This window comes from Rhizobium sp. 768_B6_N1_8, from assembly GCF_051811225.1.
Classification (GTDB): domain Bacteria; phylum Pseudomonadota; class Alphaproteobacteria; order Rhizobiales; family Rhizobiaceae; genus Rhizobium.
The window spans coordinates 806,009-820,674 of record NZ_JBPWPV010000002.1; the positions used below are offsets into that span (position 1 = coordinate 806,009).

The 14,666-nt window shown below is 54.9% G+C and carries 10 protein-coding genes; 6 read left to right on the forward strand and 4 right to left on the reverse strand.

Annotated elements, in window-relative coordinates:
• Nucleotides 1-48 precede the first annotated feature (48 nt).
• Nucleotides 49-864: a glycosyltransferase family 2 protein gene (locus AB8B33_RS28120; protein WP_439017883.1), complete on the reverse strand. Its 816-nt coding sequence runs from the start codon at nt 862-864 to the stop codon at nt 49-51.
• Between the two features lie 207 nt (nt 865-1,071).
• Between AB8B33_RS28120 and AB8B33_RS28125 the strand changes: the two genes are divergently transcribed.
• Nucleotides 1,072-2,238, forward strand: a complete 1,167-nt coding sequence (locus AB8B33_RS28125; RefSeq protein ID WP_439017884.1) for an alginate lyase family protein — start codon at nt 1,072-1,074, stop codon at nt 2,236-2,238.
• Between the two features lie 10 nt (nt 2,239-2,248).
• Here the strand turns inward: AB8B33_RS28125 and AB8B33_RS28130 are convergent, their stop codons facing one another.
• Complete coding sequence (locus tag AB8B33_RS28130) at nt 2,249-2,743, reverse strand: acyltransferase (RefSeq protein WP_439017885.1); 495 nt, start codon at nt 2,741-2,743, stop codon at nt 2,249-2,251.
• A 260-nt stretch (nt 2,744-3,003) separates the two neighbouring features.
• Here AB8B33_RS28130 and AB8B33_RS28135 point away from each other — a divergent pair, with 260 nt between their 5' ends.
• The 4 genes from AB8B33_RS28135 (at nt 3,004) to AB8B33_RS28150 (ending at nt 9,919) form a co-directional block, all read left to right on the forward strand.
• Nucleotides 3,004-3,927 (forward strand): endonuclease/exonuclease/phosphatase family protein, encoded by a 924-nt coding sequence (locus AB8B33_RS28135; protein WP_439017886.1) that lies wholly within the window; start codon nt 3,004-3,006, stop codon nt 3,925-3,927.
• 163 nt (nt 3,928-4,090) lie between these two features.
• Nucleotides 4,091-6,469, forward strand: coding sequence for a hypothetical protein (locus AB8B33_RS28140; RefSeq protein ID WP_439017887.1), 2,379 nt, complete (start codon nt 4,091-4,093; stop codon nt 6,467-6,469).
• 396 nt (nt 6,470-6,865) lie between these two features.
• Nucleotides 6,866-8,614, forward strand: coding sequence for a type I secretion system permease/ATPase (locus AB8B33_RS28145; protein WP_439017888.1), 1,749 nt, complete (start codon nt 6,866-6,868; stop codon nt 8,612-8,614).
• Nucleotides 8,615-8,623: 9 nt separating this feature from the next.
• Nucleotides 8,624-9,919, forward strand: a complete 1,296-nt coding sequence (locus AB8B33_RS28150) for an HlyD family type I secretion periplasmic adaptor subunit (protein WP_439017889.1) — start codon at nt 8,624-8,626, stop codon at nt 9,917-9,919.
• Nucleotides 9,920-10,101: 182 nt separating this feature from the next.
• On the opposite strand, the gene AB8B33_RS28155 is transcribed toward AB8B33_RS28150, so the two are convergent.
• Together AB8B33_RS28155 and AB8B33_RS28160 are read right to left on the reverse strand one after the other, a co-directional pair.
• Complete coding sequence (locus tag AB8B33_RS28155; protein WP_439017890.1) at nt 10,102-11,355, reverse strand: glycosyltransferase family 4 protein; 1,254 nt, start codon at nt 11,353-11,355, stop codon at nt 10,102-10,104.
• A 65-nt stretch (nt 11,356-11,420) separates the two neighbouring features.
• On the reverse strand, nt 11,421-12,686 hold the full coding sequence (locus tag AB8B33_RS28160; protein ID WP_439017891.1) for a nucleotide sugar dehydrogenase: 1,266 nt from the start codon (nt 12,684-12,686) through the stop codon (nt 11,421-11,423).
• Between the two features lie 1,032 nt (nt 12,687-13,718).
• Here AB8B33_RS28160 and AB8B33_RS28165 point away from each other — a divergent pair.
• Nucleotides 13,719-14,573, forward strand: a complete 855-nt coding sequence (locus AB8B33_RS28165; protein ID WP_439017892.1) for a calcium-binding protein — start codon at nt 13,719-13,721, stop codon at nt 14,571-14,573.
• Nucleotides 14,574-14,666: the final 93 nt, after the last annotated feature.

Genomic DNA, 14,666 nt, shown 5'->3' on the forward strand with positions numbered 1-14,666 from the left:
CGCCTCGTTTTACCATTAAACGGAGACGTCAAAGGCCCCTTCCTGCGACTAGGCATTCCGCACCGCAGCAATATAGCTTGATAGCGTCAACTTGCCGCTCGCGACCAATGATACTCCGACAAGAAGTTTGCGTATGAACGCGATGATGCCGGGGAGGCTTCGCGTCTTGTGAGCGGCAATGGCGTAAAGCGTGCCAGGGAAATATTTCGGCTTGAGGCTCGAATCGTGATCCCGGTGTCCGACCAGGGCGGCATCGGTGAAAAGAGTGCCGCGGGCCAGGTAGAAAGCCCGAATTGCATAATCCGTGTCCTCGCCGCCGTTCAGACGCGCGCCGACCCCCAGTGCCTCGTCGAATATCTGCAACTCGGGCAGCAATCTCCCACGGAAGAAGAACGTGTTCGACGACGCTCGCGATATCACTTTCTGCAAAGCAGGTTTTTCCGTTGTCAATGCGCTCTTTGTCTCCGGAGTCGAGCTATAACGGCAGAACCAGAAATCAATCTCCGGCTTATCGCGAAAGAGATTGGCGACCAGGGTCAGAAATTTCTCGGGATACCAGCAATCGTCGTCGGGGAAGGCATATATGCTGTCGGCAGTGACGACGCCGGCTTTCACGACCTCTCGAATAAGCAGGTTGCGGGCCGCCGAGAGCGAAATCTGATGATTGATTCGCCGTGTGCTGATCCAGTCCGGAAACTCGGGATCGGCGGCATCATCGGGAACATTCTGCAGAAGAAGATACAGATGGACGTCTATCGATGGGTCTTCGACCTTGGCACGCGCAATCGAGTCAACCATCCTCTGGAGGTGCTCGGAGCGGCCTTGCCTCAGATTGCTTGTCGAGAAAAGCGTAATTTTCGGCATGACTACTCTATTGTTCGGGAACATGTCAGTGGAGCTGGAGCCCCAGCGAGCGGCTCGGCTGGCGACCCCCATCTTGCGGTGCAACATAGACATTGAGATCTGGGTTGAAAAGTAGAAAATAACCCATACGGCTTAACTTCGCTGCAAACACACGTTTATAGATATTGCAACAACCGGCAGTTTCGATCGCCGGATTTGGAGAGTGATATGTCGATGGTTTCGCGGAAAGCCAGACCTTTTAGTTTCACGGTTTCGTGGTTCTTTTCTGGCCTTCTCTTATTCGCAACGCCCGCGGCTGCCGAGCCGCCGCTCCGATACCTGTTCGAGAAAGTGCCCGCCGATACGCAGGAGGACGGTTCTGCCAAAAGAACCCGACCTTTCGTCTGCTCAGTTCCAGTTGCTCCACTGGTCGATATGAGCAAGCTATTTGGTTTTTATAAACCAAGTCAAACCCAGTCAGAGGTCGACCCGGTTGCTATGAAGGCCTACGTGAAGCGTCTATGGCCGACAGGTGCCGTCACGAAAAAAATGCTGGAAATGATGGAGACGGCGCTCGACATGCCTGGACAAGGCAGGAATGCCGCCAACTGCATCATCCGGCAGATGCGCGTCTGGGCTAGTGCAGATGCTTTGCTTGGTAGTGTCGAGGACAATGATCCGCTCGGGCATCGTCAGGCGGTTCTCATCGGAGGCTGGACCAGCATTTCCTTCTCCAACGCTTATGCCGTGGCTGAGGAAGTCTCACCACCGGCCAGCTCTGCTGATGTTCCAATCAAAGCCTGGTTCGCCAAGCTTTCGGATATGATCGTAGCGGAATTCACACCCGCCCCCCGTGAGCGTAAATATGCGTGGCTCGACGGCAACAGCAATCATCGATACTGGGCTGCTGCCGCTGTCGGTCTAATGGCAGTACACCTGCAGGATCGAAAGCGGTTCAACTGGTCGATGGATATATTGAAGTCGGCGCTAGACGAAGTCCCAGAGGACGGCGGGTTGCCGCGTGAGCTTGCCCGCGGCGGACGGGCGCTGAAATATCAGAATTTTGCCATGGACGCGATCGCGATCCTCGTGCGGCTCGCCGATGTCAACGATATCACGCTCGATGCCGACCAGGAGAAGAAGCTTCAGTCAGTCGCCGGATTTGCCGCCACTATGTATCGCCACCCCGACCAACTGGAGACGCGAACGGGGTATCGCCAGGAAGTCGAACCAGAGATGATTGCGTGGATCGACGTCCTGTTACCGCATTTCAAGGGCCGCGATCCGGAATTCGCCGAAAAGCTCGATGCTATAGCTAAGCCCTTGCGGCCGATGACCAATACTTTCATCGCCCTGCCTTCGACGCGCCTGATCGGCGATGAAGGCGCGGAGTGAGAGGCTAGCGCTAAGCCTTGCGAACGTCCGTGCCGCTCTTTTTTTGATCGGCTGCTCTTTCGGCTTCCGGGATATCGGCAAACAGGAACCGGCCGTAAGGGCCGACTTCGATGTTTTCACGAATGATCTTTGCCGGATTGCCAGCTGCGATACAGCGCGAAGGAATGTTCTTGGTAACGACGCTGCCAGAACCGATGACGCATTCGTCGCCGATCTCCACGCCAGGCAGAATGATGCTTCTGGCTCCGATGAAGCAGTGCTTGCCGATCTTGGTATCGCGGTAAACACCGCGCGTTCTGTCGTGAGTCAGGATGGACACGTCGAACGCGACATATGACTTCTCGCCCACATGGATGCCCTTGGGATAGGTCTTGTCCAGGCGAACACTCAACGAGAACGTAGCCGTTGGATGGATATTCATCCCCCAGAACTTCGTATAGTAATGGTACTTAGCTTTTACCAAAAGCGATCTCAGCCAGAGAAATTTGTTCAAGCTGCGTGCCATTAAACACCATCTCCTTGTTGCACGAACATTTCAGTTCCATCGGTGCCGAACGCGGGGCATATAAAGCATGGACGACAGGCCAGTGGAAGCTGCTTTGTGTGCAGTGCGAGAAAAAGCTTTGGATTTTTGAGCTCATTTCGCATGGTGCTAACGAGAATTTTTGTGAGTGTCGCACGACCGTCAGATCGGGTTAACTCATTGTTGCCTAACGGTGTCCGGTCTCATCTGACGTATTTTTCGCACCGCAGGAACCCCGATTGATGAGACATATCGTTTTTTGCGTTGCATGCACCGTGGTCTCCATCGTGCTGTTGATTGTTTGCCTTCGGTATGTCTTGGATATCTGGCCTCTGTTGATCATTGGCGCGCTGCAGATGCAGATCGCAGCGCTATGCTTGGCGATTGTTCTTCTCTCCACTTTCTTTGTTCGTCACTGGTATAGTCTGCTGCTCGGCATCGCCTCTGCCATATTAGTCGCTCACCCCATGCTGATGCTCGGAGAGTTTGCTCAAGCGCCCACGCCAGGCGTCGTGCCTACCTTACGTTTGCTATCCATTAAGATCCTCGATGATGCGGCGGATGATGCCGCACTGCAGCGGACGGTCGACGAGGCGAATGCCGACATCCTCGTCATGACCACAACCGGCTCTCTTGCCGGTCGGCGGGATCTGATGCGCCAATCCTATCCATTTCGCGTCGGCTGCGACGATCCACCCAACTCACGCTGTACCGTTATGCTTTTGTCGCGCCGACCGCTTTCGGATCTCCGGGTCGAGCAGTTGAGTCCGGTTGGCGGCGAACTGGTCTCCGCTATCGTTCCGATCGAAGGGCGGCGCGTGCGCGTTTTCGCGACCCGGCTATCGAAGACCTGGTTCGATACGTTTCACAGCTTCGAGCTCTTCAACATCACCCGTGTTCTGCGGCAGACGAATGAACCTGTGCTGCTTGCCGGAGATTTCAGTGCGCCCGTCATAGTCGCGGACATGCGGTGGTTCCTCGGCAATAACAGGTTGAGCAGCGTCTATCCAGAGCCGGCGACGTGGCCGCTCTCGCTCGGACCTCTCGGCATCAGCAACGATCACGTCTTTTTCAAAGCGCCTCTGTCCGTTCTGTCCGTCAACAGGACCGGCGGGAATGGCCGGTCTGGGTATATCTCACTTCTTTCTAGTATCGCGATTTTATGAACCAGATTCCCGCTTTAAGTGTATTTTGCGCGGCTTGGATGCATTTTATGAGGATCGCTCAGAAAAATGCCTGTTGATTAAACCTTTAGCGATTGGCGCATGCTGATCTTAACCCTGCTCCTACAGGTTGTTCCTGTTGGCACTGTTGCTGCAGGAGTTTCGAATGCCCACAACGATCTATCTCGATGCCACAGCCGGGGAAACCGAACTGCGCAAGGCGCTTACAACCGTTTCCAATGGGGGTGGAACGGTTGTTCTGTCAAAGGATGCTGACATCACCGTTAGCAAGGCCATCTACGTCGCAGTCGGATCAGGTGACGTCACCGTAGATCTCAACGGGGGCACGCTTCACCAGGCCACAGGCTCTGAGAGGGTTCTCGGCGTATTTGGCGCAGAGTCGCCATTGCAGACTGTCGCGCTGGCATCTGACGCGATGAACAACGCAACAATTACCTACACGACCTTGCCGCAAAACATTACGGTCGGCAGCTGGATAAAGGTAACCGCTGACGACAATTTGCCCGGAGACCATGTCGACCCGGGCGATGCCGGCCAGACGACCAAGCTTGGCCAGGCAGCCAAAGTCATCGCCATCAATGGCAACACGGTCACCCTGGAGGGCTCGCTGGTCGAGCAGAACCTTTATGCGACGAATGTCCGTGCCACTGTCTACGCCGAGGGACAATTTGCGATCAAGAACGGCACGATCGATGGCGCAGCCGGCGAATATAACGCAGCCACTGCCGATCTTCTTCATCTGCGCAATCTGGTTGATGCCGTCGTGGAAAATGTCACAGTGAAAGACGGCGGCTTCGGCGTTAACGTTGTCAACAACGTCAACGCGACTCTAAGTGACATTACTGCCACCAATCTCTACTGCGGCATTCATACCGGTTCATCGCTGAGCACCCAGATCAATGGCCTTTTTGCGGAGCATGTCGGGCAGGGTGTTGTGGTCCAGGGTATAGGAACGGCTGCAAATGCCTCAAGTGCGGCCAGCTACGGCGCCGAAATCGGTTTGCTGGCTAAAAATTCGGTCGTCTACGACGCGGCGAATTCGGCGTATGATTTTCATTCCGAAAGCCGAAACGGGGTTTACACGGATGATCTCTCCTTTAATTCCCGAATGTTCGGAGATTTTCGCGGCATAGGAAACGCGTTTACAAACAGCGGAAGTGCCGGCGATGCCTATGGCATACAGTTCTATGAATATGGCGACGGAGATGGTCGCAACTCGCTTGTCGACAACCTAATTCTGCGAGAAATCAAGAACTACGCGTTCATGATATCGAATTCGCCCGAGGCGAATATTGTCAAGAACAGTATCTTCGAGAGCTATCTGGAGGGATACAACATTCCCGAATCGATGGTCAAATTCATCAACACGCTGATTCTGACCAACGTGGTGCCTGGCGACGATACGCTCGTCGGCACGGCGGCCGCAGACAAGCTTCTCGGCGGCCTCGGCGCCGACAATCTATCCGGTGGGGACGGTGACGATTATTTGTGGGGCGGCGACAAGGCTGACGTTCAGACCGGCGGTACCGGACATGATCGCTTCGCGTATCATGCATTGAGCGAAGGAGGCGATATCATCACTGATTTTCAGGTTGGCGGTAACGGCGACGTTATCGATGTTTCGGTGCTCGCCGCCCGGTTGGGATGGGGCAGCGGAAGCGACCTTATTGCCGATGGCCATATCCGCGTCATACAAAGCGGGACATCTGCCGTCGTGCAGGCCAATGATGGCCAAGGCTGGTCGACGCTGGCCACGCTCCAGAATGCGAGTGCGTCAAATTTCGACACGCGCAATCTCCAAACGGCACTTTCAGCGACCGCACAATGGAGCGCCGACGATCCTTCGGCGTCACTACCGTCCCCTACTGCTCACACAGGTACAGATAAAGCTGACAGCTTTGCCGCGGCCAAGGGTGCTGATCTCTATTACGGCTCTGCCGGCGACGACAGCTATGTCTTCAATGACGCGAGAGATCGCGTCACAGGAGAGCTGGCAGCTGGCGGCAAAGACACGATATGGTCAAGCGTCAGCGTAGATCTTCGCAATGAATCGTTCGTCGAGAACTTACGGCTCAGCGGGAGTACCGAAGTCGATGGGATCGGCAACGCTCTTGGCAATCTGATCACCGGCAACGCACAGAGCAACACCATTGCCGGCGCTGGCGGCAATGACTCTCTCTATGGCGGCGGTGGGGCCGACACTTTCTATTTCTCTGAGATGGGCGCCACGAATAAAGATTCGATCTGGGATTTCAGCGAAGACGACAAGATAGCCTTGTCGCAGTCAATATTTGCGGGCCTTGATGCGAACGGCGACCACATTCTCGATCAGTCAGCGTTTGTGGTAGTCAGCAAGCTCGGAGCGCTTGCGACGGGCGCCGGCCCGCAGATAATCTATAACTCGGCAAGCGGCATCGTGTCTTATGATGCAGATGGATCGGGTGAAAAAGCTGCGCAGGACATAGCCTTTATTGGAGCCAACAAAGCGTTCTTCAGCTATGACGACGTGCTTCTGTCTTATTGATTGAAAACAGGTTGTTTAAATCGGGTGCTGGATTCTGCGGCTGACAGCCGCGGCGGTCGCGCGGGGATGGCCTTGCCGTCGCAGCAATTGGTCCGTCTGCCAGCATATTTCAGCCAAAAGGCCGCTCTAGAATGGTTTCTTATCTCTTTTAAGTTACTCTCAAGGTTGCGGAATACTGGCTGCCGAGAGTATCGGCGTTAAACTTACGGAGCGATTTTGTCTCGCCGTCTATTTATTTTACTGTAATTTCTGTGGCATGAGATGTAACTCCAGCAACGATCGCATCGAATGTCTTCAAAGGCGTTCTGAAGTCGAGTGAGAGCAAATCGCCTGCAGGATCTCAAAAGGCGCTGTTTTAGAGGGTGTCGAAGGTTGAATAACGTTGTAGCGGGCTTTATGCGACAGCCGAAGAAAGATACGGGGGCTGAGGCCTTTTCGCGCTGCAAAAGCGCTCTGGTGGCAGTCGCGCTGGCAAGCGCGCTGATCAACATTCTCTATCTCACAGGTTCGTTCTTCATGCTGCAGGTCTACGACCGGGTTATTCCCAGCCGCAGCATCCCGTCGCTGATTGCCCTTTCGCTGCTGGCGCTGCTTCTCTACATTTTCCAGGGCGTCTTCGAAGTCATGCGCAGCCGCATGCTGATCCGTATTTCCGGTGTCTTCGATGAAGTGCTGAGCTCGCGTGTTTTCAAGGCCGTCATGAAAGCACCCGTCAAAACAAAGGTCGAAGGCGACGGATTGCAGATGCTCCGCGATTTCGACCAGATCCGCAGCTTTCTCTCCAGTTCAGGCCCGGCGGCATTTTTGGACCTGCCGTGGATGCCGCTCTACATCGCGATCTGCTTCATGTTTCATCCGATCATCGGCTTCATTGCCGTTGGCGGTGCGCTTGTTTTGATCGCTCTGACATTCCTGACACATAGAAGCGCTCAGACCTCGTCAAAGCAGGCGACGGAACTTGGCAACCGGCGGAGTACATTCCTGCAGGCTGCCCAGCGAAATGCTGAAGTCGTTCAGGCGATGGGAATGAGAAAGGATCTGGCTGAACGATGGCTGGATCAGAACAACGCCTATCGGATGACATCGCGGGCGGCATCCGATACGGGCAATGTCTATTCGACCATCTCGAAGATTTTCCGCGCGGTGCTGCAGTCTGCGGTCCTTGCGACTGGTGCGGTTCTGGTCATCGAAAATCAGGCATCCGGCGGCATCATCATCGCGTCCTCGATCCTCACCTCCCGGTCGCTCGCACCGGTGGAGCAAGCAATCGCCAATTGGCGTGGCTTCGTTGCGGCCCAACAGGCCTGGGCTCGGCTCAAGGACGCTTTCCGCGACCTGCCGGAGAAGGAGAGCCCGCTCAAATTGCGCGCGCCTTACCGCCAGTTGACCGTCGAGCAGCTCGTTAGCGGACCGCCTGGCAAACAGGAGATTACCATTGCAGGTGTTGGCTTTTCGATCAACGCAGGCAGTGCGGTCGGCGTGATCGGTCCCAGCGCCTCCGGCAAGTCATCGCTTGCGCGCGCCGTGACCGGCATCTGGCCATCCTACCGCGGCTCTGTCCGCCTCGACGGCGCCACGCTGGACCAATGGGATGACGGCGATCTCGGCGCGCATATCGGCTATCTCCCGCAGGATATCGAGCTTTTCTCGGGCACGGTCGCCGAAAACATCTCGCGCTTTCAACACGCGCCCGAGGCGGCCGCCGTGATTGCGGCTGCCGAAATGGCCGGTGTGCACGAGATGATTCTGCGGTTTCCCAAAGGCTATGAAACCCAGATCGGTCCAAGCGGCTCGATGCTGTCTGCCGGTCAGCGGCAGCGTATCGCGCTGGCGCGAGCCCTTTACAAGGATCCTTTCCTTGTCGTTCTGGATGAACCGAATTCCAATCTGGACGGAGAGGGCGAGGCGGCGCTGGCCGCAGCTATCCTTGCCGTGCGGCGGCGAGGCGGCATCGTCTTCATCGTCGCACATCGGCCGAGTGCACTCGAAGGCTGCGATCTCGTTCTCATGATGAATGACGGGAAGCTCGCGGCATTTGGACCCAAGGATGAGGTGCTCGCGCGTATCTTGCGCCGCGACATCAAGCCGATCCACGCAGATCGATCGCCGACGCTCAAGGTCGTTGGCGACACGCAGGAGCAGTAAGCTGTGGTGATGTCACAATCTCAACACTCACTTCGGCGCCATGCTACGATGGTTATCGCAATGGCAATCGTGCTTGTGGGAAGCATTGGCGGCTGGGCCGCCACAACGACGCTTTCGAATGCGGTCGTTGGTGACGCGACTGTCATCATCGATGACAACGTCAAGAAGATTCAACACCTGGTCGGCGGTATCGTTTCGGAGATCTCCGTCAGCGAAGGCGAGCATGTGGAAGCCGGTAATGTTTTGTTGCGGCTCGACGGGACATCCGTGAAGGCCAATCTCGGTATCATCAACAGCAGCCTTGCCCAGCTTTATGTGCGAAGAAGCCGTCTCCAGGCAGAACGTCTCGGCGCACCCAGCTTTTCGCTGGATGAACTGCAGGCGAACGGTGTGGATCTGGAAGCAAACAAGCTGCTGATCGACGGTGAGATGCAGCTATTCAAGACACGCCAGTCTTCCATGGTGGGGCGCAAGAAGCAGCTCGAGGAGAAAACGGCGCAGCTCGCCGAGGAGATCAAAGGCGACACCATACAGCTGCAGGCGATCGACGATGCGACAGCACTCGTTAACGAAGAGCTTGAAGCGACGGAAGAGCTTTATGCGAGAAAGCTCGTCACAATGCAGAAGATCAACAGCCTGAAACGGGAGAAGACTGATCTTGACGGCAACCGAGGCGGGCGGGTTGCCGCTCGTGCGCAGGCCGAAGGAAAGATTGCGGAGATCAACCTGCAGATACTGCAGCTCGATGCCGATCAAAGTGCCGACAATTCCAAGGATCTGACTGATGTCGAGGCGAAGATCGCGGAGATGGAGGAGAGGCGGATCGCAGCTCTCGACCAACTCCAGCGATTGGATGTGAAGGCGCCACTTAGCGGCAGGGTCTATCAGCTATCCGTCCATACGGTCGGCGGTGTGGTCAATCCGGGTGAACCCCTCATGCTGCTGGCACCCGATAATCGCGCGCTGACAGTCGAGGGCAAGATTGCGACGCGCAATGTCGATCAGGTCCATGTCGATCAGGATGTCGATATTCGGTTTACCGCCTTCGATCAGCGAACCACGCCGGAAGTTCAGGGCAAGGTCCTTTCGATATCACCCGACGTCATTACGGAAGAGCGCACCGGCGCGAAATACTATCCGGTGCGCATCAAACCGGAGCCGGAAAGTCTCGCGAAATTGCAGGGTATGGCGCTCTACCCCGGTATGCCGGCTGAAATCTTCATCAAGGTCGCCGACCGTTCGGTCATATCCTATCTGACCAAGCCGCTGACCGACCAGATGAACCACACGTTCCGTGAAGAATAGGCGACACGGGGGGGGAAGCCTAATCGCCTAACCCAAGGGGACTATTATTTTCAGATCGTGAAGGTAGCCGAGGCGGGAAAGTGAAGTTTGAACGCCTACTTTGGCACACCCGAAATACAATAGCGAAAAAGCCGCATGATGGTCATTTCATGCGGCTTTTCCTTTGTATTTGTAGATAGCGGTCAGGCCTGACGCTTTACCTTCTTGTAGGCGGCGACCAGGTTGGGAATCTGGTAAGGCCACGCGAGGCTGCTTGCCACGCGCTCCCTGCCGATAGCGCCCATCCGCGCACGCTCTTCCGGATTTTCGAGGAGGGCGACGATTTTCTCGGCGAAATCCTTCGCGTCGTTGGCCTTTGCATAAAGCGAGGCCTCCTCGGCGCTGCGCCTGCCTTCTGTAACGTCGAACTGAACGATCGGTTTGCCGAGTGCCATATATTCGATGATCTTGTTCATCGTCGACTTATCGTTCATCGGATTGACGCGGTCAGGATTGACGCAGACGTCGGCCGTTGAAAGCACTTCGAGAAGATCGTGGTCTGAGACGCGTCCTGTAAACGTCACACACTCCGAAAGACCCATTTTTTCCGCGTCGGTAGCAAGGCCCTTGGCGCTTGGGCCGCCACCGACCAGGACGAACTGAATATCATCGCGGCCCATCTGGTTCTTGATATAGGCCACCGCATCAAGAAGAATGTCGACGCCTTCCTGGGCACCCATGACGCCAACGTAACCGACGAGGTATTTCCGGCCCTTCTTGAGCGACTGGTTCGGTTCGACAGCGACGAAACGAGAAAGGTCCGGACCACTTCTGACAACGTAAATGTCGTCAGCTTTCTTGCCGCCGCGCACCTGAGCGATTTCCCGGTAGCTTTCGTTTGTCGAGATGACGACACGTGCGGTTTTGAAGGTGATCCATTCAAAGCAGCACATCAGCCGCCAGAAAAAGCCGCGCTTCTCATACTTCGCTTCATAAAGCTCTGGATTGATGTCGTGATGATCGAAGATATAGGGGACACCAAAAAGCCGGAACTGAAGAGCGACCAGGAAAATTAGATCCGGCGGATTGCAGCCATGAACGGTATCGAAGCCGTGGCGGAAGAATATCTTCCAGGCGAGGACACTTTCCCAGAAAAGCGCAACACCATATTCCAGCAGGTAGCCGAGCGCGCCGCTTGCATCAAGCGGCAGAGGATGACGGTAAACGTGGATGCCTTCGATGCATTCGTAGCGTTCCGTGAAACCCTTGCCTGTGGGGCAGATGACGCAAACCTGTGCACCGGCGGCCGTCAAAGTCCGGGCCTCCTGCCAGACGCGACGGTCGAAGGGAACCGGGAGGTTCTCCACGATAATCAGTACCTTTCGGCCTTTCAGGGGCAAGGCGCTGACGTCTGTTGCGTCATCAAGGGCTGTATCGAATGTTTGTTGAATTGCCATCGATTGCCTACTCTTGGTAACTCTCAACGAATCGGCCTCCGAAGAGGCCGACGATGTCTTCTTTTCTAGTGCAAAGTATTTGTGTCGACCGTCTTTGCGGCTTTCACGTCTATCTTAGCCAAACTGCCGTTTGTGTCGATCACCAGATCGTATTCGGTGCTTTCGGCGTCTTCCTTCGAAACCATGATTTCGGAGATGGACGGGAGATGCGAGAAGGCATAGCCCATATTCTGACCCAACAATTGCGTCGGTTTGACGGCCGGATCGTAGATGCTGAGCTTGTAGCCTGCCGTGATCAACTTATGCGCAAGGCTAAGCTGGGGGCTTTCGCGAAGATCGTCGCTTTCCGCCTTGAAGGCCAGACCAAGCATGAGGATGTTTGCCTTCGGAGCAATATCGCGCGTAACGTAATCGAAGATAAAGCGCTTATGCGCTTCGTTCGAACGCAGCAGTGAATCGACCAGGTGATTGAAGGCGCCTACTTCTTCGGAGATATGCGCCAAGGCCCTGACATCCTTGGGGAGGCAGGAGCCGCCAAACGGACCGCCAGGACGCATGTAGTAAGGCGAGATGTTCAGCTTGGTATCCGAGACGAAAATCTTGTGTACCGTCTGCGGGTCGATAGCGAGCTGCACACAAACGCGCCCGATCTCGTTCGCAAATGCAACCTTGACGGCGTGCCAGGTGTTGTCGACGAATTTGGTAAACTCGGCTTCACGGTAGCCGGTTACGAACATCGGTGCGCTGATGTTCTTGTAGAGTTCCGTCATGCGCTCCGACGGCTGGCCGTTTTGCGTGCCGACAACGATCTTCGGCGGATTGAAATAATCCTTGATCGCAACGGATTCACGAAGAAACTCTGGGTTATAGACAATTTCGACCGCCTTGGCGAAGTCCTTACCGAGATGCGCCTTGAAGATCGGCGCAATCAGCCCATCAATGGATCCCGGACGGATCGTGCTGCGGAAGACGACGGTCAGTGGCTTTTCGCGAGTGACGTCAACGCTGAGCGCAATCTGGCGCGAAACCTCAGCGATGAATGTCATATTGTGCGAGCCGTCCGCTGCGCTCGGGGTGCCGACGCAAACGATGGCGAGATCGCATTCAGAGAGCAGTTTGCCCACCTGCGAGACGACAGTTAGGCGATTGTCAGCCAGGCCTGCCGTCAGGAGGTCATCAAGCCCCGGCTCATAGATTGGGGAATGGCCTGAAAGGATGAGTTTCACCTTGTCTTCGTGAGGTTCCACGCCGACGATTGAATGACCTTCTTTGAGCAGGCATCCGGCACCCGTGAGGCCGACATAGCCAAGGCCAAAGATTGCAATTTTCATTCGCACGCTCCTGCTGTTTGTGACTTTGCGGCGATAGTCGAAAATTTACATCGATTACGCAACCGCAAAAAAATGAACGTTTCGTCGATGGTCAATTTCGATCACGTTTGTATAGGGCATATGACATTTTCGAAATAGCCACTAAAGGATTTTTTTAAGGAATCGTAGGGATTAAAGATGTTTCTCTGTAAAAAATCTTTTATTTTCAAATACATAATATGCGCCTTCGCGTTGAGTCGAATTAATTTTTACACGTTGTCCGTATCGAATCGGGATCTCTCCAAACATACCGCATTCTCCGGGGCGAAGAGTGTGCAGCGCAGCAAATGTGTGGTTGGCCGACCACAAGACCATCCGCAATGTTCTCTGAACAAGACCTGTATCGGGGGATGCACCCAAAAAAGGCCGAATGAGGTGCTGCTGTTCTGGACTCAACTTTCAGGGCAGTTGCGCGCAGATGTCAAAACGGTCTTCTGCGTATGACGAACCGTTGGAAATCGGCGAATCGGGGCCGATTCGGGTGATGACGACCTGGTGAGCCGATGGTTTGTGGCGTGGGAAAATGAAACGCCTCTCGTTTCATATTATAGTCAGCAATGTCACGAGATCTGCGGCCTACTTTTTTCTCAACTGCTTGCAACTGCAGCGGCCGAGCCCTCTGCTTCCGCTCAATTCCGCGAGTATGGCGCCTATTTTCCTAAATCGCTGTTAGTCGGCCGCAGATTTAATATTAGGAAGTCCTTGAAGTAAACTGAGCCGGCTCAATGTTGGCATCGGGAAATACAAAGATAATCGCAAAACCTCGCACCTGTGACACTATCATGAAAGTATTTCATGAGCGCTAAGGTTCTTAAATGCAATTTTCGAGTATGCAATTTTAACGAGCGAATGCGAGTTAAGTATATTTCCGCAATAGGCATTTTCGCCAGCCGTCAGGGTTTACAATATATTAAATATCCAATACTCAAGTCGGCGAAAGCGAGTAGCGCTTCAATATAAACGTGTTGATTTTGTTTCATAGGGAGAATTGAAATGGCGTACGTACTGGGTAACAGTTCAGATGAAACACTCAAGGGTTCCGCTTTCGCCGATGAGATCCGCGGGCGTGACGGTGCTGACGTTATCTATTCTGGCAATGGTGGTGACAAGATACTCGGCGGCGACGGCAACGATTCTATCACCAGCGGCAACGGTATAGATCACATTTACGGTGGTGCCGGCGACGATGCTATCAATTCCGGGCAGGGCGACGACGTTGTTTACGGTGGTGACGGCAACGACATCGTTGTGTCGGGCGACGGCAACGACATCGTTTTCGGCGGTACTGGCGCCGATAAGCTTTATGGCGGCGCAGGCGATGACTACCTGAGCGGCGGCGACGACAATGACATCGTGCGCGGCGGAATTGGCGATGACCGCATCAACGGAGATGCCGGCAACGATCGCGTTTATGGCGACGAAGGCAACGACATCGTCCACGGCGGCGCCGGCAACGACTATGTCTACGGCGGCGTCGGTGACGACAAGGTACTCGGCGACGACGGTGACGACTTCGTCTATGGCGACGCTGGGAATGACAGTGTCTACGGTGGTGCTGGCAACGATTTCCTCTTCGGCGGCGCTGGCAACGACTACCTCGTTGGTGGCGCGGGCAACGACACCTTCGTTTACGAAAGTGGCTCGGATCGCATTGCCGACTTCACCGTCGGTGAAGACAAGCTGAAGTTCGGCGCCTTCGGCGTCAGCCAGTACAATCTCGCATTCATCGAGTCGCACATGGCGCAGGTTGGCGCAAACACCGTCATCACCCTTGATTCCGACCATATCATAACGCTCGAAAACGTTAACGTGGCGGACCTTCATCCTTCCGACTTCCTATTTGCATAGTCATTGATCGGCACTCTGTGCGGTTTATCTGATTGTGCTCCAACGTCTTGCGCAAATCCCGTTTGACGGTTTCTGGAAGCAGTATTTGCAAAA